Annotated in this window: 20 protein-coding genes and 1 pseudogene; 15 read left to right on the top strand and 6 right to left on the bottom strand. The window is 63.4% G+C overall.

Annotation, left to right across the window (positions count from 1 at the left end):
• The 4 genes from fdxH to F3H32_RS13125 form a co-directional block, all read right to left on the bottom strand.
• Positions 1-996 (bottom strand): formate dehydrogenase subunit beta, encoded by a 996-nt coding sequence (fdxH, locus tag F3H32_RS13140; RefSeq protein WP_149766255.1) that lies wholly within the window; start codon positions 994-996, stop codon positions 1-3.
• Positions 993-4076, bottom strand: a complete 3084-nt coding sequence (gene fdnG / locus F3H32_RS13135) for a formate dehydrogenase-N subunit alpha (RefSeq protein WP_149766254.1) — start codon at positions 4074-4076, stop codon at positions 993-995. Before fdnG ends, fdxH begins: the two co-directional genes overlap by 4 nt.
• A gap of 136 nt (positions 4077-4212) precedes the next feature.
• Positions 4213-5289 carry a hybrid-cluster NAD(P)-dependent oxidoreductase gene (locus F3H32_RS13130; RefSeq protein ID WP_149766253.1) on the bottom strand — a complete coding sequence of 359 codons (1077 nt, stop codon included), beginning with the start codon at positions 5287-5289 and terminating at the stop codon, positions 4213-4215.
• A complete protein-coding gene (locus tag F3H32_RS13125; protein ID WP_149766252.1) occupies positions 5289-6527 on the bottom strand; it encodes an aromatic ring-hydroxylating oxygenase subunit alpha in 1239 nt (412 codons plus the stop codon). Before F3H32_RS13125 ends, F3H32_RS13130 begins: the two co-directional genes overlap by 1 nt.
• Before the next feature lie 252 nt (positions 6528-6779).
• On the opposite strand from F3H32_RS13125, the gene F3H32_RS13120 reads away from it, so the two are divergent.
• From F3H32_RS13120 to F3H32_RS13085, 8 genes are all read left to right on the top strand, one after another.
• Positions 6780-7022: a hypothetical protein gene (locus F3H32_RS13120; protein WP_149766251.1), complete on the top strand. Its 243-nt coding sequence runs from the start codon at positions 6780-6782 to the stop codon at positions 7020-7022.
• A gap of 26 nt (positions 7023-7048) precedes the next feature.
• A complete protein-coding gene (locus F3H32_RS13115) occupies positions 7049-7495 on the top strand; it encodes a CopD family protein (protein ID WP_149766250.1) in 447 nt (148 codons plus the stop codon).
• 127 nt (positions 7496-7622) lie between these two features.
• Positions 7623-8894 (top strand): transcription termination factor Rho, encoded by a 1272-nt coding sequence (rho, locus tag F3H32_RS13110; RefSeq protein WP_115754384.1) that lies wholly within the window; start codon positions 7623-7625, stop codon positions 8892-8894.
• 16 nt (positions 8895-8910) lie between these two features.
• Complete coding sequence (mnmE, locus tag F3H32_RS13105) at positions 8911-10170, top strand: tRNA uridine-5-carboxymethylaminomethyl(34) synthesis GTPase MnmE (protein ID WP_149766249.1); 1260 nt, start codon at positions 8911-8913, stop codon at positions 10168-10170.
• Between the two features lie 8 nt (positions 10171-10178).
• Positions 10179-12038 (top strand): tRNA uridine-5-carboxymethylaminomethyl(34) synthesis enzyme MnmG, encoded by a 1860-nt coding sequence (gene mnmG, locus F3H32_RS13100; protein WP_149766248.1) that lies wholly within the window; start codon positions 10179-10181, stop codon positions 12036-12038.
• Positions 12035-12613, top strand: a complete 579-nt coding sequence (gene rsmG / locus F3H32_RS13095) for a 16S rRNA (guanine(527)-N(7))-methyltransferase RsmG (RefSeq protein ID WP_149766247.1) — start codon at positions 12035-12037, stop codon at positions 12611-12613. Before mnmG ends, rsmG begins: the two co-directional genes overlap by 4 nt.
• Complete coding sequence (locus F3H32_RS13090) at positions 12606-13382, top strand: ParA family protein (protein ID WP_149766246.1); 777 nt, start codon at positions 12606-12608, stop codon at positions 13380-13382. Before rsmG ends, F3H32_RS13090 begins: the two co-directional genes overlap by 8 nt.
• A 9-nt stretch (positions 13383-13391) precedes the next feature.
• The gene (locus F3H32_RS13085; RefSeq protein WP_149766245.1) at positions 13392-14270 is read left to right on the top strand and encodes a ParB/RepB/Spo0J family partition protein; all 879 of its coding nucleotides are present in this window, start codon (positions 13392-13394) and stop codon (positions 14268-14270) included.
• 85 nt (positions 14271-14355) lie between these two features.
• On the opposite strand, the gene F3H32_RS13080 is transcribed toward F3H32_RS13085, so the two are convergent.
• Together F3H32_RS13080 and hrcA are read right to left on the bottom strand one after the other, a co-directional pair.
• The gene (locus F3H32_RS13080) at positions 14356-14898 is read right to left on the bottom strand and encodes a nucleotide exchange factor GrpE (protein WP_181900502.1); all 543 of its coding nucleotides are present in this window, start codon (positions 14896-14898) and stop codon (positions 14356-14358) included.
• 7 nt (positions 14899-14905) lie between these two features.
• The gene (gene hrcA, locus F3H32_RS13075; RefSeq protein WP_115754440.1) at positions 14906-15958 is read right to left on the bottom strand and encodes a heat-inducible transcriptional repressor HrcA; all 1053 of its coding nucleotides are present in this window, start codon (positions 15956-15958) and stop codon (positions 14906-14908) included.
• Between the two features lie 85 nt (positions 15959-16043).
• Here hrcA and rph point away from each other — a divergent pair, with 85 nt between their 5' ends.
• The 7 genes and pseudogenes from rph (at position 16044) to F3H32_RS13040 (ending at position 20936) form a co-directional block, all read left to right on the top strand.
• Positions 16044-16766, top strand: coding sequence for a ribonuclease PH (rph, locus tag F3H32_RS13070; protein WP_149766244.1), 723 nt, complete (start codon positions 16044-16046; stop codon positions 16764-16766).
• Entirely contained in the window at positions 16754-17359 is a 606-nt protein-coding gene (rdgB, locus tag F3H32_RS13065) for an RdgB/HAM1 family non-canonical purine NTP pyrophosphatase (protein ID WP_149766243.1), read from the top strand. Before rph ends, rdgB begins: the two co-directional genes overlap by 13 nt.
• A 1-nt stretch (position 17360) precedes the next feature.
• Positions 17361-17474: pseudogene (locus F3H32_RS13060) on the top strand (RidA family protein); the annotation flags it as partial.
• An 8-nt stretch (positions 17475-17482) separates the two neighbouring features.
• A complete protein-coding gene (gene hemW / locus F3H32_RS13055; protein ID WP_149766261.1) occupies positions 17483-18667 on the top strand; it encodes a radical SAM family heme chaperone HemW in 1185 nt (394 codons plus the stop codon).
• Position 18668: 1 nt separating this feature from the next.
• On the top strand, positions 18669-19022 hold the full coding sequence (locus F3H32_RS13050; protein WP_149766242.1) for a YbaN family protein: 354 nt from the start codon (positions 18669-18671) through the stop codon (positions 19020-19022).
• Positions 19023-19123: 101 nt separating this feature from the next.
• Positions 19124-19708 carry an S-(hydroxymethyl)glutathione synthase gene (gene gfa / locus F3H32_RS13045; RefSeq protein ID WP_149766241.1) on the top strand — a complete coding sequence of 195 codons (585 nt, stop codon included), beginning with the start codon at positions 19124-19126 and terminating at the stop codon, positions 19706-19708.
• A 100-nt stretch (positions 19709-19808) separates the two neighbouring features.
• Positions 19809-20936: an S-(hydroxymethyl)glutathione dehydrogenase/class III alcohol dehydrogenase gene (locus tag F3H32_RS13040; protein ID WP_149766240.1), complete on the top strand. Its 1128-nt coding sequence runs from the start codon at positions 19809-19811 to the stop codon at positions 20934-20936.
• Positions 20937-20984 lie beyond the last annotated feature (48 nt).

The following is a 20984-nucleotide window of genomic DNA, read 5'->3' as shown; positions in this document are numbered from 1 at the left end:
CTACACCTCCGTTTCCGGCCTGAGCGGGGGCTCGCGTCCCTCGACCAGTTGTTCGGCTTGGGTTTCGTCCTCGGCCGAGACCTTGTTGGCCCGCGTCATCAGCCCATGCAGGACCGATCCCACGGCGGCGACCCCGATGGCCGCCAGGCCCAGCGCCTTGGTCGGCCCTTTCCACCCCTCGACCACCGAAGAAATACGCGGCTCTTCGGGCAGGCCCGAGTAAAGCGCCGGCTGGTCGGCATGGTGCAGCACATAAAAGACATGCGCGCCGCCGACGCCCTGCGGGTCATAGATGCCGGCATTGTCGTAGCCGCGGGATTTCAGGTCCTCGACCCGCGTTTCGGCATGGGCCAGCATGTCTTCCTTGGTGCCAAAGACGATGGCCTGGGTCGGGCAGGCCTTGGCGCAGGCCGGCCCCTGACCCACCGCCACCCGGTCCGAACAAAGCGTGCATTTATAGGCAAGGTGGTCGGTCTTGCTGATGCGCGGGATGTCAAAGGGACAGCCCGTCACGCAATAGCCGCAGCCGATGCAGTTCTCGTGGATGAAATCGACGATGCCGTTCGAATATTGCACGATGGCGCCGGGGGCCGGGCAAGCCTTGAGGCAGCCCGGATCGGCGCAATGCATGCAGCCGTCCTTGCGGATCAGCCATTCGAAATCCCCGGTCTGCGGATTCTCGTATTCCGAAAACCGCATCAGGGTGAACATGTCGGGCGTCAGGTCGTGGGGGTTTTCGTAAATGCCGACATTTTCTTCGACCTCGGGATAGGTGTCGTTCCATTCGGCGCAGGCTGACTGGCAGGCCTTGCAGCCGATGCATTTCGACACGTCGATCAGCTTGGCCACCGGCGTCAATTGGCGCGTCGGCGGCGGCAGGTCGGGCGTGGCCGAGGACCGGATAAGGTCGCCCGGCCCCAGATTGGCCCGCGTCGGTTGCACGGGCGGGTTCGAAACCGCCGTGCGCGGGCTGTCGAGGTTCGGATCGGTCGTCATGATACGGCCTCCCCCGTGGCGGGTTCGATATTGACCAGGAACGCCTTGAATTCAGGCGTTTCCACGTTCGCATCGCCGACGAATGGCGTCAGGCTGTTCGGGCCGAAGCCCTTGCGCGCCGCCCCCATGAAGCCCCAATGCAGCGGGATGCCGATGACATGCACCAGCTTGTCGCCGCATTGCATCGGCTTCAGCCGCCCGGTGACAAGGGCCTTGGCCCGGACCTCGCCGCGCTTGGACCAGACGCGCACCCAGCCGCCCCTCTGGATGCCTTTTTCGGCTGCCAGTTCCTCGCTGATCTCGACGAAGAATTCCGGCTGGAGCGCGGCGTTCACACGGTTATGCTTGGTCCAGTAGTGGAAATGCTCGGTCAGGCGATAGGAGGTCGCGGCGATCGGGAACTCTTCGCTGGTGGCGAATTGCTCGGCATCGCTGGCAAAGACCCGCGCCACCGGATTGCCGCGCATCTGCGGGTTGAAGACATTGGCCAGGGGCGATTCGAACGGCTCCATATGCGTCGGGAACGGCCCGTCGCGCATCATCCCCCGCGTGAACAGGCGCGAGACGCCTTCCTGGTTCATGATGAAGGGGCCGACCTCTTCGGGCCTGGCGGTGGGGGCGATGTCGGGCACGTCATAGCCGGTCCATTTCGTCCCGTCCCATTCCAGCAGCTTGCGCGAGGGATCCCAGGGCCGGCCCTGCATGTCGGCAGAGGCGCGGTTATACAGGATCCGCCGGTTCAGCGGCCAGGAAAAGGTCCAGTTCGGATAGGCGCCGGTATCGTCGGGATCGGTATTGTCCCGCCGCGCCATATTGTTGCCTTCTTCGTTCCAGCAGCCGGAATAGATCCAGCATGCCCCCATGGTGGTGCCGTCGTCGCGATACTGACTGAAGTTCAGAAGCTGCTTGCCCCTGGCGGTCAGCACCCTGGTCGGGTCGGCGGGATCGCGGACATCTTCCAGCGCGCGGCCGTTCATCTCTTTGGCCAGTTCCTCGGGCGAGGGCTCGTCGGGGTCGGCATAGTCCCAGGTCAGGTTCAGGATCGGGTCGGGGAAGACCCCGCCTTCTTCCTGATAAAGCTTTTTCACCCTCAGGAAGATCTGCGCCATGATCCAGGTGTCGTGCCTGGCCTGGCCGGGCGGAGTCGCCGCCGACCAGTGCCATTGCAGCCAGCGCCCGGAATTGACCAGCGCGCCGTCATCCTCGGCAAAGCAGGTCGAGGGCAGTTCCAGCACCTCGGTCTGGATCGAGGCGGTGTCCACGTCGTTATGCGCGCCGTGGTTTTCCCAGAAATGCGCCGTTTCCGTCGCCAGCGGGTCCATGACCACCAGAAGCTTCAGCCTGGACAGCGCCGAAGTCACCTTGGCCCGGTTCGGAAAGGACAGAAGCGGGTTGAAGCCCTGGCAGAAGTACAGGTTCACCTGCCCCGCATCCATCAGCTCGAACATGCGCAGGATGTCATAGGTCGGCACATCCAGCTTGGGCAGGTAGTCATAGGCCCAGTCGTTTTCCGCCGTGGCCGCATCGCCCCACATGGCCTTCATGAAGCTGACCATGAACTTGGGGTAGTTCTGCCAATAGCTGGTCTGGCCCGGCCGCAAGGGCGTAAAGCGGCGGCTGGACATATAGGTCTGCCAGTCCGGCTCTGACTCGGTCGGGATGTTCAGGTAGCCGGGGATCAGGTTCGACATCAGCCCGATATCGGTCAGGCCCTGGATGTTGGAATGGCCGCGCAGCGCGTTCATGCCGCCGCCGCGGACGCCGATATTGCCCAGGATCAGCTGCAACATCGCCATGCCGCGGATGTTCTGCGCCCCTTTCGAGTGCTGGGTCCAGCCCAGCGCATACATCGAGGTCATGGTCCGGTCGGGGGCCGAGCATTCGCCGATCATCTCGGCGATCTTCAGGAAGCGGTCGCGGGGCGTGCCGCAGACCTGCTCGACCAGTTCGGGCGTGTAGCGCGAGACATGCTCTTTCAGCAGGCTCCAGACGCAGCGCGGATGCTCCAGCGTCATGTCCACCTGGGCAAAGCCGTCATCGCCGATGACATAGTCCCAGCTTGTCTTGTCGTAATCACGCTTTTCCGGGTCGTAGCCGGTGAAAAGCCCGTCGTTCCAGCCGAAATCGTCCCTTACGATCAGCCCGGCATTGGTGAAGTTGCGGACATAGTCCCACTGGACCTTGTCGTTCTGGATCATCCAGTTGATGAGACCCATCAGGAAGGCAATGTCCGAACCGGGCCGGATCGGCGCATAGTAATCCGCCACCGAAGCGGTGCGGGTAAAGCGCGGGTCCACCACGATCAGCTTGGCGCCGCGATTGGCCTTGGCCTCGGTCACCCATTTGAAGCCGCAGGGATGCGCTTCGGCAGCGTTGCCGCCCATGACGACCACAAGGTCGGTATTCTTGATGTCGGTCCAGGAGTTGGTCATCGCTCCACGGCCAAATGTCGGGCCCAAACTGGACACCGTGGGGCCGTGTCAGACGCGCGCCTGGTTGTCGAAACCGACGATTCCCATGGCCCTGACCGTCTTGTAGGTCAGCCATGCCGTTTCATTGGTGGTGGCCGAAGCGGCCAGATAGCCGGCCGTCGTCCAGCGGTTGACCGGCACGCCGTCGTCATTGGTCAGAACCATGTTGGCGTCGCGGTCGTCCTTCAAGGCGCGGGCGATCTTGTCCAGCGCCTCTTCCCAGGAAATCTCCTCGAAGCTGGCGGCGCCGGGGCGGCGGATGCGCGGGGTGGTCAGCCGCGTCTCGGCATTGACGAAATCCTTCAGCGCCGCGCCTTTGGGGCAAAGCGTGCCGCGGTTGGTCGGATGGTCGGCATCGCCTTCGATATGGACGACCCTGGCCTCTTGCCCGGCCTTCAGGTCGCCATTCGAATAGATGATGACGCCGCAGGCGACCGAGCAATAGGGGCAGGTGTTGCGCGTCTCGGTCGTCGAGGCCAGCTTGAAGGCGCGCACATGCGCCTGTTCCGCTGCCTCTGCCCCGCCGAAGCCCATGGCCCCCAGCGATGTCGCCGCGACGCCCGCACCCGCCAGTTTCAGGAAACCGCGCCGCGAGAGGTCGATATTCATCGTGCCCTCCTTTGCCTGTCGAATAGATAGGTACCGGGTCAGGATCACCCGGTATGGTAGTTCTGTCAAGCGCGGCGCGAAAAAGCGGCGAAGCTTTCGGATCGCCGCTTTTCCCAGAAAAACCTTGGGTCTTTGGTCACACCTCGACCGAGACCGCACCGATCGGATGCGAACAGCAGGCCAGGATATAGCCGTCCTCGATATCCTCGTCGGTGATGCCGCCGTTATGGACCATATGCACTTCTCCGGCGGTCTTCCTGATCTTGCAGGTGCCGCACAGGCCAAAGGTGCAGCCCGACGGAATATTCAGCCCATTGGCCCTGGCCACGGCCAGCACGGTGTCGGTCTGGGCGCAATTCGCGGTCACGCCCGAGGTTTCGAAGGTGATCTGCGCGGCGCTTTCCTGGTCCGGGACCAGGTCGTCCAGCACCGGGGTTTCGGCCTGGTTGCGGATGGGCGCCCCGAAGCTTTCCTGGTGATAGCGGTCCATGTCGTAGCCCAGCGCGATCAGCATGTCGCGCACCGCCTGCATGAACGGCTCGGGTCCGCAGCAGAACACCTCGCGTTCCAGATAGTCGGGCGCCATCAGCCCCAGCATGATCTGGTTGAGACGGCCGCGATAGCCGTGCCACGAGCGGAACGGGTCCGATTCCTCGACGGTAAAGCGCAGTTGCAAGCCGGGCACGCGGTCGGCCATCCCATCCAGCCGCTGGCGAAAGATGATGTCGCTGGGCGTGCGCGCCGCATGGACAAAGACGATGTCCGGCATCTCGCCCGAATCCCAGGCCCAGGTGGCCATGGACATCATCGGCGTGATCCCCGACCCGGCCGAGATGAACAGGTATTTCGGCGCCTCGTGCTGGACAAAGGAAAAGATCCCCGCCGGTCCAAAGGCTTTCAGCCGCATCCCCGGCCGCAGGTGGTCCAGCATCCAGCGCCCGCCGATGCTGCCCGGCTGCGCCTTGACCGTGACCGAAATCGACAGCGGCCGCGACGGGCTGGAGCTGATCGTATAGGTGCGCTGAAGATTGCCGCCGGGCAGGGGCAGGTCCAGGGTAACGAACTGTCCCGGCTGATAGTTGAACCAAGCCCCCGAAGGGGCGCGAAAGGTGAAGGTAGAGGTGTCCAGGGTTTCGGGCACCACCATCTCGCATTCCAGGGGCTCGTCGTCCCGCCACGGGTTTTCGCCGAAAGCCTTGACCAGAACCGCCATTATTCCGCCGCCATCGCCGGGCGTGGCGACAGCCGGTCCATCATCCGCCGCACATACCAGTCGACGAAATGGATCACGCCCTCTTCCTGGCTGGGGGAATAGGGGCCGGGCTCATAGGCCGGGGACAGGATGCCCTTTTGGTTTTCCTCGACCACGCGGCGATCCTCGTCATTGGTGGCCAGCCAGACCTCGGTCAGCTTTTGCAGGTCGTAGTCCACGCCCTCGACCGCGTCCTTGTGGACCAGCCATTTCGACGTCATCTCGGTCTGGGTCGGAGAGATCGGCAGCAGCCGGAACACGATGGCATGGTCGGGCAGGAAGTGGTGCCAGCTTGACGGGAAGTGATAGAACATCAGGCTGCCGGCGTCGTTCCACGGGATCGTGCCCATGCGCCGGTTCACCGCCGCCTTGGTGGACATGGTAAAGCTTTCGGCATTGTTCAGCAGCGGCACGCGGGCAAAGCGCCATTGCATCCCCGGATCGTTCACGAAACGCGCGGGCAGGCCGGCCTGGTCGCAGCGGTCCCAATGCGCCAGGATCTCGGCCGAGGCGGCGTTCGGCCCCTCCATCACCGTCATCAGCGGATTGTCGGAATAGCTTCGGCAAAGCGAAGGGTGGCTGCCGCCGCAATGATAGCATTCGCGATTGTTCTCGATCACCAGCTTCCAGTTGCCGTTTTCGACGATGGTCGAGGTGAAGGCCACCTTGGCGTTCGACAGGTCGCTGGCGCCGACATAGTCGCGCAGGAAGCCGCCCAAGGGTTCGAAATCCGGCGGATCATCGGCCAGGCAGATGAAGACCATGCCGCCTTCGACCCGGCATTCCACCGGCTTCAGGCTGAATTGAGACGGATCGAAATCCGGCCCCATGTCGCGCGCAAACAGAAGCTTGCCGTCAAGGTCATAAGTCCACTGGTGATAGGGGCAGACCAGCTTGGCAGAGCTGCCGTTCTGCTTGGGGCACAGCCGCTGGCCGCGATGGCGGCAGACGTTGTGAAAGGCGCGGATCTGCCCATCGGCACCGCGCACGACCACCACGGGATAGGCGCCGACCTGCAAGGTGGCGTGGTGGCCGGTCTTGGGAATGTCGCAAGCGGGAACGGCAAACAGCCATTCGCGATACCAGATATGCTCAAGATCGGCGCGATAGGCGCCCTCGTCGCTGTAAAGGTCGCGGCTAAGCGAGAAATTCTTCCGCCGGCGGGCAAGCTGGTCCAGGATTTCTGCCGTGTTCAGCATGGCGTGATTCCATCAAAAAGAGGGCGTCCTTGGGACAGCTTCGCACCGCTTTGCGGGGGAAGCTTGTCAAATGCGACGCCGCGATGACGGAAACGAACCTTGGCCCTGATCCGCCCCGGATAGTGGCGCCCGGCATAACCCTGTGGATAAGCCTGGCCGACTCGGCGGGTCGAATCTGTGGAAATCGGGCAGCCTCCGCCGGGGCCTGCGCGACACCCCGCGACAGGGTGAGAACGAAAGCAGTTTCTCCCCATGTCCACAACCCGCGGCAAAGCGCCCACATGCTGTGGAAAAGAAAAATTTTCACAAACTTATCCACAGATCGGTATCTTGCATCCCTATGGCAAAAAAAGAATTTTCCTGAAATTGCCGGCTGATTCGATTTTTCTCCCCAGGCCGGGCGGGGTGGGGACATCCGGCTTGAACCCAGGTTTTCCAGCTATCCACAGGCCCAACCACAACAACATCCTTTTCTTTATCTTTATTGATATTTAGAGGATGGCAGGCGCTGGAGGTGCCGCATGTTCGATTTCCTGGCTCTTGCCTATCCCTGGACCAAGGCCCTGCATGTGATGGCAGTGATCACCTGGATGGCTGGGATCTTCTATCTGCCCCGGCTGTTCGTCTATCACGCCGAGCGCGGGCGGTCGGGACAGGAACCGGCGCAATCCTTTAAGATCATGGAAGACAAGCTGCTGCGGCTGATCATGAACCCGTCGATGATCGTGACCTGGATTGCCGGCCTGATGCTGGTGCTGACGCCGGGGATCGTGGACTGGACGATGATCTGGCCCTGGACCAAGGCCGCCGGCGTGCTGGCGATGACCTGGTTTCACATGTGGCTGGCGGGGCAGCGGCGGTCATTGCTGGCCGGGCAGGGGCTGAGCGGACGAAGCTATCGGATGATGAACGAACTGCCGACGCTGTTCATGGTCGTGATCGTGCTTTCGGTGATCGTGAAATTCTAGGAAGAATTGACTCGGGACGGGATTGTGCCTATGTGACGCGGCAACCGCCGTCCGGCGGGGCTTTTCCTGACACAGTTTCCTGCGCGGACCGATCATGCGTCGGGCGATGCGCGGCCATAGGCTAGACATGACCGAAGAACGCCTCAACCTGTCCGATCTCAAGGCCAAAAGCCCGGCCGACCTGCTGGCCATGGCCGAGGAATGGGAGATCGAGAACGCATCGACCATGCGCAAGGGCGAGATGATGTTCTCGATCCTGAAGGAACATGCCGAGGAAGGCTGGGACATCGGCGGCGACGGCGTGCTGGAGGTGGTCCAGGACGGTTTCGGCTTCCTGCGTTCGCCCGAGGCGAACTATCTGCCCGGTCCCGACGACATCTATGTCAGCCCCGACATGATCCGCCAGCACAGCCTGCGCACCGGCGACACGGTCGAGGGCGTGATCCGCGCACCGGGCGAGAATGAGCGCTATTTCGCCCTGACCAAGGTCGAAAAGATCAATTTCGAAAGCCCGGAAAAGGCCCGTCACAAGGTCGCCTTCGACAACCTGACGCCGCTTTACCCCAATGAGCGGCTGAAGATGGAGATCGAGGACCCGACCATCAGGGACCGTTCGGCCCGGATCATCGACCTGGTCGCGCCGATCGGCAAGGGCCAGCGGTCGCTGATCGTGGCGCCGCCGCGCACCGGCAAGACGGTGCTGCTGCAAAACATCGCCCATTCGATCGAGAAGAACCATCCCGAATGCTATCTGATCGTGCTGCTGATCGACGAGCGGCCCGAAGAAGTGACGGACATGCAGCGGTCCGTGAAGGGCGAGGTCATTTCCTCGACCTTCGACGAACCGGCCAGCCGTCACGTTGCCGTGTCGGAAATGGTGATTGAAAAGGCCAAGCGCTTGGTCGAACATAAGCGAGATGTTGTGATCTTGCTGGATTCGATCACAAGACTTGGTAGGGCGTTCAATACCGTGGTGCCCAGCTCGGGCAAGGTGCTGACCGGTGGCGTTGACGCGAATGCCTTGCAGCGTCCCAAGCGGTTCTTCGGCGCGGCGCGCAATATCGAAGAGGGCGGATCGCTGACCATCATCGCCACGGCGCTGATCGACACCGGCTCGCGCATGGACGAGGTGATCTTCGAAGAGTTCAAGGGCACCGGCAATAGCGAGATCGTGCTGGACCGCAAGGTCGCCGACAAGCGCGTTTTCCCGGCCATGGACATCCTGAAATCCGGCACCCGCAAGGAAGAATTGCTGGTCGATTCCAAGGACTTGCAAAAGACCTATCTGCTGCGGCGCATCCTGAACCCTATGGGGACCACCGATGCGGTCGAGTTCCTGATCTCCAAATTGAAACAGACCAAGACCAACAGCGAATTCTTCGACTCGATGAACGCCTGATGGTGCGGAGGACGTGGTGGATACGATCTTTGCCGAGGCCACGCCGCCCGGCCGAGGGGGGGTTTGTGTTGTCCGTCTAAGCGGGCCGAAGGCGCGCGCCGCGATGGAAACGCTGGCGGGGCCGGTTGCGACGCCGCGTATCGCCACGCTTCGCGCCTTGCGCGACGGCGACGACCTGATCGATCGAGCCTTGGTGATCTGGTTCGAAAGCGGGCGGAGCTTTACCGGCGAGGAAGTCGCGGAACTGCATCTGCATGGCGCGCCGGTCATTGCCAACAGAGTGTCGCAGGCCCTGATTGCGCGCGGGTTGCGGCGCGCGGAAGCGGGAGAGTTCACCCGTCGGGCTTTTCTCAACGGCCGCATGGATCTGGCAGAGGCCGAGGGGTTGGCGGATCTGCTGTCCGCGGAAACCGAGGCGCAGCGCAAGCTTGCCATGCAGGCCACGGAAGGGCTTTTGGGGCAAAAGGTCGAGCAATTGCGGGCCAAGCTGGTCCGGGCCGGCGCCTTGATCGAAGCCAGCATCGATTTTGCCGATGAAGAGGTGCCCGAGGATGTCCCGGCCGAAGCCTTTGCCTTGATCGAGGCGGTTCGCGCCGACATTTCCGAGATGCTGGCGCGCTATCCGGCGACCGAACGGCTGCGCCAGGGCTATGAGGTGGCGATCATCGGGCCGCCCAATGCCGGGAAATCCACCTTGCTGAACCGGATCGGGCAACGCGAAATCGCGCTGGTATCCGAGATGGCGGGGACGACGCGGGACATTCTGGAACTGCATACCGAGCTGCGCGGGTTGCCGGTGACCTTCATAGACACGGCGGGATTGCGTGAAAGCGACGATCCGGTGGAACGGATGGGGGTGGCCAAGGCCTTGCGCCGGGCGGCGGATGCAGACCTGCGCATTCATCTGTCGGAGGAGGGGCGCCCTGTCGACCAGATCAAAAAGGGCGATATCGTCTTGCGCTCCAAGGCGGATCTGGTTCCGGGCCAGGGCCTGGCGGTTTCGGGCGCCACCGGCGAAGGGGTCGCGGAACTTCTGGATATGGTCTATGATGCGCTGCGCCACAGGGCAGCGGGTTTGGGGCTGGTTGGGCATAAGCGCCAGGCGGAAGCCTTGCAGCGGGCTTGCTCGGCGCTGGAAATCACCCAAGAGACCGCGCCCGAACTGCTTGCAGAAGCGCTGCGGCAAGTAAATCTGGCCTTGTCGGTGTTGGTGGGGCGGGTCGGGGCAGAAGATTATCTGGATGAAATCTTCCGCTCATTCTGTATCGGGAAGTAGGGTTTCACGTGGAACAATTCGATGTGATCGTCATTGGCGGAGGCCATGCCGGCGTGGAAGCCGCCGCAGCCGCTACGCGTATGGGCGTCCGGACCTGCCTGGTCACGCTGAAGCAGGACGATATCGGAACCATGTCCTGCAATCCTGCGATCGGAGGGCTGGGCAAGGGTCATCTTGTGCGGGAAATCGACGCACTTGATGGGCTGATGGGGCGATTGGGGGATGCCGCTGGCATACAGTTTCGGCTGTTGAACCGCAGGAAGGGGCCGGCCGTGCAAGGTCCGCGCGCCCAGGCGGACCGGAAGCTGTATCGAGCCGCGGCAGCACGTGCCGTAGCGGCGCAAGATGGCCTTTCCTTGATCTTCGGCGAGGCTGATGAGCTGTTGCACGAGCAGGGGCAGGTCATTGGCTTGAAACTGGCAGACGGGCGGGAATTGGGTGCGCGGCAGGTCATCTTGACCACCGGAACATTTCTGAATGGAATCATCCATATAGGCCAAGTCAGCCGTCCGGCCGGACGGTGGGGCGGCCAAGCCTCCACAGGGCTGGCGGCGTCTTTGCACCCGCTCAACCTGCCCTTGGGACGATTAAAGACCGGGACACCGCCGCGGCTGTTGCGAGAAAGCATCAATTGGGAAAGCCTGGAGCAGCAACAGGGCGACGACAGCCCGGTGATGTTCTCGTATCTCAACACAGTTCCTGCTGTTCCCCAGATCAACTGCGCCATTACGCATACGAATGGTGAAACGCACCGCATCATCCGGGACAACCTGGCCTTGTCAGCCATGTATGGCGGGCGGATCGATGGGGTGGGGCCGCGCTATTGCCCCTCGATCGAAGACAAGATCGTCCGCTTTGCGGGAAAAGAGTCGCACCAGATATTCCTGGAACCCGAGGGGCTGGACAGCGACCTGGTTTACCCCAACGGCATATCCACCTCCTTGCCGGAAGAGGTCCAGCTTGCCTATGTCCGATCCATTCGCGGTTTGGAACAGGCGCAGATCGCCCAGCCGGGATATGCGGTTGAATATGACTATGTCGACCCGCGCGCGTTGACACCGTCGTTGGAAACAAAGGCGCTTTCCGGCCTGTTTCTGGCCGGGCAGATCAACGGCACCACCGGCTATGAAGAGGCTGGCGCACAAGGGCTGGTTGCCGGGCTGAACGCTGCGCTCAAGGCCCAGGGCCGTGAACCGCTGCATTTCAGTCGCTCTCAAAGCTATATCGGCGTGATGATCGATGACCTTATTACCCGCGGCGTGAGCGAACCTTATCGCATGTTTACCTCGCGGGCCGAGTTCCGGCTGTCCCTGCGCGCCGACAACGCCGATCAACGTCTGACCCCATTGGGGATCGACATCGGCTGCGTCGGTCAGGGGCGGCAGGCTGCGTTTCTGGACAAGATGCAGCGCTATGTCGCTGCTCGTGAGCGCGCAGAAACGGTTTCCTTCACGCCGGCTGAACTTTCGCGGTCAGGCATCGTTGTGCGGCAGGACGGCGCGCGCCGCAGCCTGTTTACCCTGCTTGCGCAGAAGGATATTGAACCAGATCAGATACTTGCCCTGGATGCCGATCTGGCCGCGCATGAGCCGGCGACCATTCGGCAATTGGCCGCGGATGCTCTTTACCATCAATACGCGGATCGCCAGGAACGCGACGCCAATATGCTGCGTAAGGAAGAAGCGGTCGTGATCCCCGCCGGGTTTGACTATGACGCCCTGCCGGGGCTTTCCAACGAGCTAAAATTCAAGCTTAACCAACACCGCCCTGCGAACTTGGCTGCGGCGGCGAATATCGAAGGCATGACCCCCGCGGCGTTGACTCTTCTGCTGGCAGTTCTTCGAGCAAATAAGCGTCGCGCCGGATGAGTGTTTCACGTGAAACAGAGAGGCTTCGCGGTTACGCCTCCATGCTGCGGAAATGGAACCCGGCCATCAATCTGGTCGCGCCATCCACGCTGGACCAGCTTGAAACCCGGCATATTGCGGATAGCTTGCATCTAGCTGAAATCGCAGAAAGCACCCCCGGAGACTGGCTCGATCTGGGCAGCGGCGGCGGCCTTCCGGGCATTGTTATGGCGATCATGCGCCCGGATTTTTCGCTGACGCTGATTGAAAGCGATCAGCGAAAGGCCGCATTCCTGCGAAGCGTCGTGCGCGAACTGTCTTTGGGCGCCAAGGTCATCTGTCAGCGTATCGAGGTTTTGGACGGGCTGGATGCCGCCAATATCAGCGCCAGGGCGCTTGCCCCTCTGCCGCAACTCATGGCATATGTGAATCGACATCTGCATCCTACCGGCACGGCGTGGCTGATGAAGGGCCGCAACTGGAGGGCGGAAGTCGCACAGGCAAGGAATAACTGGACATTCGACCTCAAGCCCCACCAAAGCGCGACAGATCCTGACGCGGCCATTCTGGAAATCACGGGAATACGCCATGCCTGACACCCGCATCGTTGCCGTCGCCAATCAGAAAGGCGGAGTCGGGAAAACCACGACAGCGATCAATCTGGGGGCCGCCTTGGCAGAGCAGGGGCAGCGCGTTGTCATCATTGACCTAGACCCACAGGGGAATGCTTCTACCGGGCTGGGGGTGCCGCTAGAGGACCGCGAGCTTACCTCTTATGATCTGCTGACCGGCGAGCCGATGGTGCAAGACATGCTTCGCGACACGGCTATCGCCAATCTTTGCATTGTTCCTGCAAATAGCGACCTTGCCTCTGCCGATGTCGAGCTATCCAGCCGCGCCGGGCGGACCCAGCTATTGCGGCGGAAACTGACCAATCCGGGCGAATTCGACTATATCTTGATCGACTGCCCCCCTGCGCTTGGCTTGCTGACGGTCAACGCCATGGTGGCGGCGGATAGCGTCCTGGTGCCGCTGCAAGCCGAATTCTATGCGTTGGAGGGGCTTTCACAGCTTCTGATGACCGTTCGCGAGGTGCGCCAGACCGCCAACCCGGATCTGCGGATCGAAGGGGTGCTGCTGACCATGTCGGACAACCGGAACAATCTTTCCCAGCAGGTCGAGGCGGACGCGCGCAGCACGCTTTCGGGTCTGGTTTATCAGACCGTGATTCCGCGCAATGTCCGCCTTTCCGAAGCGCCGTCGCATGCGATGCCGGTTTTGCAATACGATCCAAACTCCAAGGGAAGCCAAGCCTATCGCGAATTGGCAAAGGAGTTCCTGTCCCGTCAACTCGCGACCGCCTGAGGAGGCATCATGGCAGAGAACAAGCTGGAAAAGCGCGGCCTGGGCAGGGGCCTTTCGGCGCTTATGGCGGATGTCGACCTGATTCCGTCAGAGCGGCCGGCTCCGCGACAGATCCTTCCCGTCGAGCAGTTGACGCCGAACCCCGACCAGCCGCGGCGCAGCTTCGCCCCCGAAGCGTTGCAAGAGCTTGCCGATTCCTTGCGGTCGCGGGGGTTGTTGCAGCCGCTGATCGTGCGGCCGCACCCGTCAGATCGCGGCCTTTACCAGATCGTCGCCGGAGAACGGCGCTGGCGGGCGGCGCAGATAGCGCAGTTGCACGAAGTTCCGGTCATCATCCGCGAACTGGATGATACCGAAGTTCTGGAAGTCGCGATTGTCGAGAATATCCAGCGTGCCGATCTGAACGCAGTGGAAGAAGCGGCCTCTTATCGCCAATTGATGGAGCGGTTCGGCCATACGCAGGAAAAGCTGGCCGAGGCTTTGAACAAAAGCCGCAGCCATATCGCCAACCTGCTGCGTCTTTTGAACCTGCCGGACCAGGTGCAAGCCTGGCTGAAAGAGGGGAAGCTGACCGCCGGCCATGCCCGTGCGCTGATCACCGCTCCGAATGCTGTCGATCTTGCCCGCAAGGTGATGGAAAAATCCCTGTCCGTGCGCGAAACGGAAGATCTGGTGCGCCGCCAGGCCGAGGGGCCCAAGCCGCAGAAACCCAAAAGCGCCCGGCAGGAAAAGGACGCGGACACCCGCGCGCTTGAAGGCGACCTGTCAGCGCATCTGAAGATGAAGGTGGCGATCAACCATGCCGGCATGGACGGCGGCCAGATGGTCATCACCTATCGCGATCTGGACCAATTGGATCGGCTTTGCCAGTTATTGGCGGGAAACTGACGCGATATCTGGTATAAAAGCTAAAGATATGCACTAAATGCGGACCCCGGAACCTTCCGGGGTCTTCGCCGCTTTTCTTTCGGGTTCAGCTTGCCGGGGTCGAACTGACGCCCACCTTTGCCGGCCGCAACAGGCGGTCATGCAGCATGAACCCGTTGTCCATGACCTGGATGATATTGCCGGCCACGGTGCCGGGGACGGGCGCTTCGAACATCGCCTCGTGCTGCTGCGGGTCGAACTTTTCGCCCAGGGCAGGGGTGATGACCTTGATTCCGTGCTTGGCGAAAACGTTGTTCAACTCGCGCAGGGTCAGTTCGACGCCTTCGATCAGGGCCGCGGCCGCGGCGCGCTGTTCCTCGCCGGCCACATCCAGCGCGCGGGTCAATGCGTCATGCACCGGCAGCAGGTCGCGCGCCAGCCGCGAGCCGCCATATTGCTCGGCATCCCGGCGGTCCTTTTCGGCGCGCTTGCGGGCGTTCTCGGCATCGGCCAAGGCCCGCATGAAGCGGTCGCGGTATTCGTCCCGCTCGGCGACCAGGGCCTCGACATCGGGCGAAGGCGCGTCATCGGTCAGAGGGTCGATGATCTCCTCATCCAGCGGGCTGCCGTTCGGGTTTTCGTTCGTCATGTCCTCATCATCCTTTCCGACCGGACAGCACCCGGCCGACAAGCTGCGCAGTATAGTCGACGATCGGCACGATGCGGCCATAGTTCAGCCGCGTCGGACCGATGACGCCGACCGCGCCCACAATCTTTCGGTCGGCATTCATATAGGGTGAAACCACCAGAGAGGAACCGGAAAGTGAAAAAAGCTTGTTTTCCGAGCCGATGAAAATGCGCACCCCCTCGCCCTGTTCGGCCAGTTCCAGGAATTCGGCGATGTCGCGCTTGCGTTCCAGGTCGTCGAACAGGCTGCGGATCCGGTCCAGGTCGGCCAGCTCATGCGCCAGCAGATTGGCGCGGCCGCGCACGATCAGCCGGGGATCGGTGCTTTCCCCCTCCCACAGCGCCAGGCCCGAGGATACGAGCTGCGCCGCAATGCCGTCCAGCTTTTGCCGGCTGGCCTCGATCTCGCGCGCGATGCTGCGGCGCAGTTCCGCCAGGGTGCGGCCTTCTGCCACGGCGTTCAGGAAATTCGCCGCCTCGCGCATGGAACTGGCGGTGTGGCCGGGCGGGGGGGCAAAGACCCGGTTCTCGACCCGGCCGTCGGCAAAGACCAGCACCACCAAGGCCCGGTCCGGGGCCAGGCTGACGAATTCGATATGCCGCACCGGCGCTTCCTGCTTGGGCATAAGCACCAGCGATGCCCCCTGGGTCAGCGCCGACAGCGCCGTGCTGACCCGGTCCAGCATGACGCCGGTTTCGCGGTTGCCGTCCAGCGTCTCGTCGATCATCTCGCGGTCGCTGGCCGAAACCGGCCCGGCCTCCATCAGCCCGTCCACGAACAGGCGCAGGCCAAGCTGCGTGGGCATGCGCCCGGCCGAGATATGCGGGTGATCCAGAAGCCCCAGCAATTCCAGGTCCTGCATCACGTTGCGAATCGTCGCGGCGCTGACCTTTTCCGTCATCTCGCGCGTCAGGGTGCGAGAGCCGACCGGCTCGCCGGTGGCAAGATAGGCTTCGACCACGCGGCGAAAGACTTCGCGTGAGCGGTCGTTCAGATCGGAAAGCAGCGCTGTTTCGGGCATGGGCATGGTGTCAGGACATTCACGGGTTGCGGGCATGGGCTTCGGACCTGTATCTGAATGCCAAAACCCCCGAAAGGAATGAAAGATGCGTCCCTCTGGCCGGAATTTAAGCGATATGCGTCCGATTTCAATCGAAACGGGCGTCATGCGCCATGCCGAGGGCTCTTGCCTGATCACCTGCGGCCATACGCGCGTGCTGTGCTCGGCCAGCATCGAGGACAAGGCGCCCCCCTTCCTGAAGGGATCGGGCCAGGGCTGGGTGACGGCCGAATACGGGATGCTGCCGCGCGCGACCAACACCCGCAACCGGCGCGAGGCGGCGGCGGGCAAGCAGTCCGGCCGCACGCAAGAGATCCAGCGCCTGATCGGCCGCGCGCTGCGCGCCGGGGTGGACCGCCGCGCGCTGGGGGAACGGCAGATCGTCATCGACTGCGACGTGATCCAGGCCGATGGCGGCACCCGCTGCGCCGCCATTACCGGCGGCTGGGTGGCGCTGCGCCTGGCCGCAAACCGGCTTTTGAAGGCGGGGATCATCACCTCGGACCCGATCCTGGACCATGTGGCCGCCGTGTCCTGCGGCATTTACGCCGGACAGGCCGTGCTGGACCTGGACTATGCCGAGGATAGCGAGGCCGGGACCGACGGCAATTTCATCATGACCGGGGCCGGGCGGCTGATCGAGGTGCAGATGTCGGCCGAAGGCGCCACCTTCTCGCGCCCGGAAATGGACCAACTGCTCGATCTGGCCGAAGCCGGGGTGGCTGAACTGGTCCGCGCCCAGACCGAGGCGATGGCATGCGCAAACTGACGGAAAAGACCCTGCTGGTCGCCACCCATAACCGCGGCAAGCTGGACGAGATCCGCGCCTTGATGGCCCCGCATGGCATCAAGGTGGTTTCGGCCGGCGAGATGGGCCTGGCCGAGCCGGCCGAGACCGAGGACAGTTTCATCGGCAATGCCCGCATCAAGGCCCGCGCCGCCATGCAGGCGACCGGGCTGCCGGTCCTGGCCGATGACAGCGGCATCACCGTGGACGGGCTGGACGGCGCGCCCGGCGTCTATACCGCCGACTGGGCCGAGACTCCGCAGGGCCGCGACTTCATGCAGGCGATGACCCGCACCTGGCGTGAACTGGACGAACGCGGCGCGCCCGAGCCGCGCAGCGCGCAGTTCCGCGCCACGCTGGTCCTGCTTTGGCCCGATGGGCACGAGGAGATTTTCGAGGGCGTCGCGCCCGGCCGGCTGGTCTGGCCGCCGCGCGGGGTGCAGGGCCATGGCTACGACCCGATCTTCGTCCCGGACGGCCATGACCTGACCTATGCCGAGATGACGGCCGAGGAAAAGAACGCCATCAGCCACCGCGCCCGCGCCTTCAGCAAGCTGGAGACGCTGTTTGCATAGGCCGGTGCTGCGCGATGCGATGAAGGATGCGTTACCGGCTGCGACAATGGTTGTCGCCGGGCTCATCAGACCCGAAATGAAGGTCGAGATCGAAGTGACCGCCTTTCGGGAATGACCCTGTCCATGCCAGCCCCTGCCGCCTGCACCGCATCGCTTGCCCAGGATTGGCGGGCCGGCGGTTTCGCGCTTTACGTCCATTGGCCCTTTTGCGCCGCCAAATGCCCCTATTGCGATTTCAACAGCCATGTCGCGGCCGTGATCGACCAGGGCCGCTGGCTGGCCGCCTATCGCCGCGAACTGGCCCGGCTGGGTCGCGACACGCCGGGGCGGGTGCTCAACAGCATCTTCTTTGGCGGCGGCACCCCCAGCCTGATGGCGCCCGAGACCGTGGCCGGCGTGATCGAGGCCGCGCGCGCCGCCTGGCCCTTTGCCAATGACATCGAGATCACGCTGGAAGCCAACCCGACCAGCGTCGAAACCGGCCGCTTCCGCGCCTATGCCGATGCCGGCGTCAATCGCGTCTCGATGGGGGTGCAGGCGCTCAATGATGACGACCTGCGCCGGCTGGGCCGGATGCATTCGGCGGCCGAGGCCCGCGCCGCCTTCGACATCGCGCGCGATTGTTTCACGCGGGTCAGCTTCGACCTGATCTATGCCCGCCAGGACCAGGACCGCGCGCATTGGCGGCGCGAATTGACCCAGGCGCTTGGCATGGCCGTCGATCACCTTTCGGCCTATCAGCTTACCATCGAGCCGGGCACCGCCTTTGGCGCCCGCCACGCCAAAGGCGGGCTCAGGGGCCTGCCCGGCGACGACCTGTCCGCCGACATGTATCTGGACACGCAGGACATCTGCGCAGCGGCGGGGATGCCGACCTATGAAATCTCGAACCACGCCCGGCCCGGTGCGGAAAGCCGGCACAACCTGGTCTATTGGCGGCAAGGCGACTGGGCCGCGGTGGGGCCGGGCGCGCATGGCCGGCTGACGCTGCCCACGGGCCGCTGGGCGACCGAGGCGCACAGGGCGCCGGGCGAATGGCTCGACGCGGTCGAGGCGCGCGCCAATGGCGACAGCGCCCGCGAGATTCTGGACCTGCCGGACCGGGCGCTGGAATATCTGCTGATGTCCATGCGGCTGGTCGAGGGGCTGGAGATTGCGCGCTATCTGGCGCATGGCGCGAAATTGCCGCAGGATCGGCTGATGAATCTCAGCGAATTGGGCCTTATCTCGCTGCGGGACGGGCGGCTGGCGGCGACACCGGCCGGGCGTCCGGTGCTCAATGCGATCCTGCGCGAACTGGCGGAGTAAGATGCGATATCTGTGGCTCTCGATGGGCTGGCTGACCCTGACGCTGGGCGCGATCGGGATTTTCCTGCCGGTCTTGCCGACGGTGCCGTTCCTGCTGCTTGCGGTCTGGGCCTTTGCGCGCTCCTCGCCGCGGCTGGGGGCGCGCATCATGCGCCATCCCCGGTTCGGCCCGCCGATCCGCGCCTGGCGCAAGCGCGGCGTGATCAGCCGGAACGCCAAGATCTGGGCCGTGGCCGGCATGTCCGCGGGCGTGGCCTGGGCGATCTGGCTGGGACTCGATCCGCGGATCATCACCGTGCAGGTGCTGGCCTGCACCGCCATCGGGGCCTGGCTGGTCTCTCGCCCGGAAGCATAGGCCGACCGCGGCACGGGGGGGTTACAACCTTTTGCCCACTTGCCCCGGCCCTGCCGTGGCGCGAACCTCGGCGCAATGGCTTTAAGGGGAGGAACAGGACTATGGTGGACACATCGGGAGTAAAGATCCATCCCGCGGTCGACAACGGCATCAAGCCGGCCCAGCCCGGATTTACCGGCGGGACGCTGCAATGCAAATGCACCACGAATCCGGTCCGGGTCGCAGTCCGGTCGCAGACCGCGCATAACCATGTCTGCGGCTGCACCAAATGCTGGAAGCCCGAAGGCGCGATCTTTTCGCAGGTGGCCGTCGTCGGCCGCGACGCGGTGGAAGTGCTGGAAGGCGCCGACAAGCTAGAGGTCGTGAACGCCGAAGCGCCGATCCAGCGTTATCGCTGCCGCGATTGCGGCGTGCATATGTATGGCCGGATCGAAAACCGCGACCACCCGTTCTACGGGCTGGATTTCGTCCATACCGAACTGTCCGACCAGGACGGCTGGTCGGCGCCGGAATTCGCCGCCTTCGTCAGCTCGGTCATCGAATCGGGCGTCGATCCCAGCCGCATGGACGCGATTCGCGCCCGGTTGCGGGAATTGGGGCTGGAACCCTATGATGCGCTTTCGCCGCCGCTGATGGATGCGATCGCCACCCATGTCGCCAAGCGGTCCGGCGCTCTTGCGGCCTAAGCGCCTGACAGATCACGATACATGGCGGGGGCCGGTTTACCGGCCCCCGAGGCCATGAAAAGAACCACAAGGCCCAGCGCCGCCAAAAGGAGATAGGAACATGAGAACCCGTGCCGCCGTCGCGTTGGAAGCCGGCAAGCCGCTGGAGGTCATGGAGGTCAACCTGGAAGGTCCCAAGGCCGGCGAGGTCATGGTCGAGATAAAGGCCACCGGCATCTGCCATACCGACGAATTCACCCTTTCCGGCGCCGATCCCGAAGGCATCTTTCCGGCGATCCTGGGCCATGAAGGCGCGGGCGTGGTGGTCGAGGTCGGCCCCGGCGTCACCTCGGTCAAGCCGGGCGACCATGTCATCCCGCTTTACACCCCCGAATGCCGGCAATGCGCGTCCTGCCTGTCGGGCAAGACCAACCTTTGCACCGCCATCCGCGCGACCCAGGGCCAGGGCCTGATGCCCGACGGCACCACCCGGTTCAGCATGCTCGACGGCACGCCGATCTATCACTACATGGGCTGCTCGACCTTTTCGAACTACACGGTGCTGCCGGAAATCGCCGTGGCCAAGGTGCGCGAGGACGCGCCCTTCGACAAGATCTGCTATATCGGCTGCGGCGTGACCACCGGCATCGGCGCGGTCATCAACACCGCCAAGGTGGAAATCGGCGCCAAGGCGGTGGTCTTTGGCCTGGGCGGCATCGGGCTGAACGTGCTTCAGGGCCTGCGGCTGGCCGGCGCCGACATGATCATCGGCGTCGACCTGAATGACGACAAGAAGCCGATGGCCGAGCATTTCGGCATGACGCATTTCATCAACCCGAAGAATTGCGACAACGTGGTGCAGGAGATCGTCAACCTGACCAAGACGCCCTTCGACCAGATCGGCGGCGCGGATTACAGCTTTGACTGCACCGGCAACGTCAAGGTGATGCGCGATGCGCTGGAATGCACCCATCGCGGCTGGGGCCAGTCGATCATCATCGGCGTGGCGCCGGCGGGGGCGGAAATCAGCACCCGTCCGTTCCAGCTTGTCACCGGCCGGGTCTGGAAGGGCACGGCCTTTGGCGGCGCGCGCGGCCGCACCGACGTGCCGCAGATCGTCGACTGGTACATGAACGGCAAGATCGAGATCGACCCGATGATCACCCACACCATGCCCTTGGACGACATCAACAAGGGCTTCGACCTGATGCATGCGGGCGAGTCCATCCGCTCGGTCGTGCTTTACTGATCGTCAAGGGCTGCTTAGGTAAAAGGACGGCGGGGGCGGGCGACCGGC

The sequence above is a fragment of the Paracoccus thiocyanatus genome (assembly GCF_900156255.1).
Taxonomy (GTDB): domain Bacteria; phylum Pseudomonadota; class Alphaproteobacteria; order Rhodobacterales; family Rhodobacteraceae; genus Paracoccus; species Paracoccus thiocyanatus.
This window is presented reverse-complemented; position numbering and strand designations above follow the sequence as displayed.

What these genes read in the sequence shown, in the direction of transcription:
- hemW (WP_149766261.1), top strand. Translation starts at nt 17,483, where the DNA reads ATGCCAGCCCCTGCCGCCTGCACCGCATCGCTTGCCCAGGATTGGCGG.
- F3H32_RS13115 (WP_149766250.1), top strand. Translation starts at nt 7,049, where the DNA reads ATGTTCGATTTCCTGGCTCTTGCCTATCCCTGGACCAAGGCCCTGCAT.
- F3H32_RS13130 (WP_149766253.1), bottom strand. Translation starts at nt 5,289, where the DNA reads ATGGCGGTTCTGGTCAAGGCTTTCGGCGAAAACCCGTGGCGGGACGAC.
- F3H32_RS13085 (WP_149766245.1), top strand. Translation starts at nt 13,392, where the DNA reads ATGGCAGAGAACAAGCTGGAAAAGCGCGGCCTGGGCAGGGGCCTTTCG.
- rdgB (WP_149766243.1), top strand. Translation starts at nt 16,754, where the DNA reads ATGCGCAAACTGACGGAAAAGACCCTGCTGGTCGCCACCCATAACCGC.
- F3H32_RS13050 (WP_149766242.1), top strand. Translation starts at nt 18,669, where the DNA reads ATGCGATATCTGTGGCTCTCGATGGGCTGGCTGACCCTGACGCTGGGC.
- rho (WP_115754384.1), top strand. Translation starts at nt 7,623, where the DNA reads ATGACCGAAGAACGCCTCAACCTGTCCGATCTCAAGGCCAAAAGCCCG.
- rph (WP_149766244.1), top strand. Translation starts at nt 16,044, where the DNA reads ATGCGTCCCTCTGGCCGGAATTTAAGCGATATGCGTCCGATTTCAATC.
- rsmG (WP_149766247.1), top strand. Translation starts at nt 12,035, where the DNA reads ATGAGTGTTTCACGTGAAACAGAGAGGCTTCGCGGTTACGCCTCCATG.
- F3H32_RS13090 (WP_149766246.1), top strand. Translation starts at nt 12,606, where the DNA reads ATGCCTGACACCCGCATCGTTGCCGTCGCCAATCAGAAAGGCGGAGTC.
- F3H32_RS13080 (WP_181900502.1), bottom strand. Translation starts at nt 14,898, where the DNA reads ATGACGAACGAAAACCCGAACGGCAGCCCGCTGGATGAGGAGATCATC.
- hrcA (WP_115754440.1), bottom strand. Translation starts at nt 15,958, where the DNA reads ATGCCCGAAACAGCGCTGCTTTCCGATCTGAACGACCGCTCACGCGAA.
- F3H32_RS13125 (WP_149766252.1), bottom strand. Translation starts at nt 6,527, where the DNA reads ATGCTGAACACGGCAGAAATCCTGGACCAGCTTGCCCGCCGGCGGAAG.
- F3H32_RS13040 (WP_149766240.1), top strand. Translation starts at nt 19,809, where the DNA reads ATGAGAACCCGTGCCGCCGTCGCGTTGGAAGCCGGCAAGCCGCTGGAG.
- gfa (WP_149766241.1), top strand. Translation starts at nt 19,124, where the DNA reads ATGGTGGACACATCGGGAGTAAAGATCCATCCCGCGGTCGACAACGGC.
- fdxH (WP_149766255.1), bottom strand. Translation starts at nt 996, where the DNA reads ATGACGACCGATCCGAACCTCGACAGCCCGCGCACGGCGGTTTCGAAC.
- F3H32_RS13120 (WP_149766251.1), top strand. Translation starts at nt 6,780, where the DNA reads ATGTCCACAACCCGCGGCAAAGCGCCCACATGCTGTGGAAAAGAAAAA.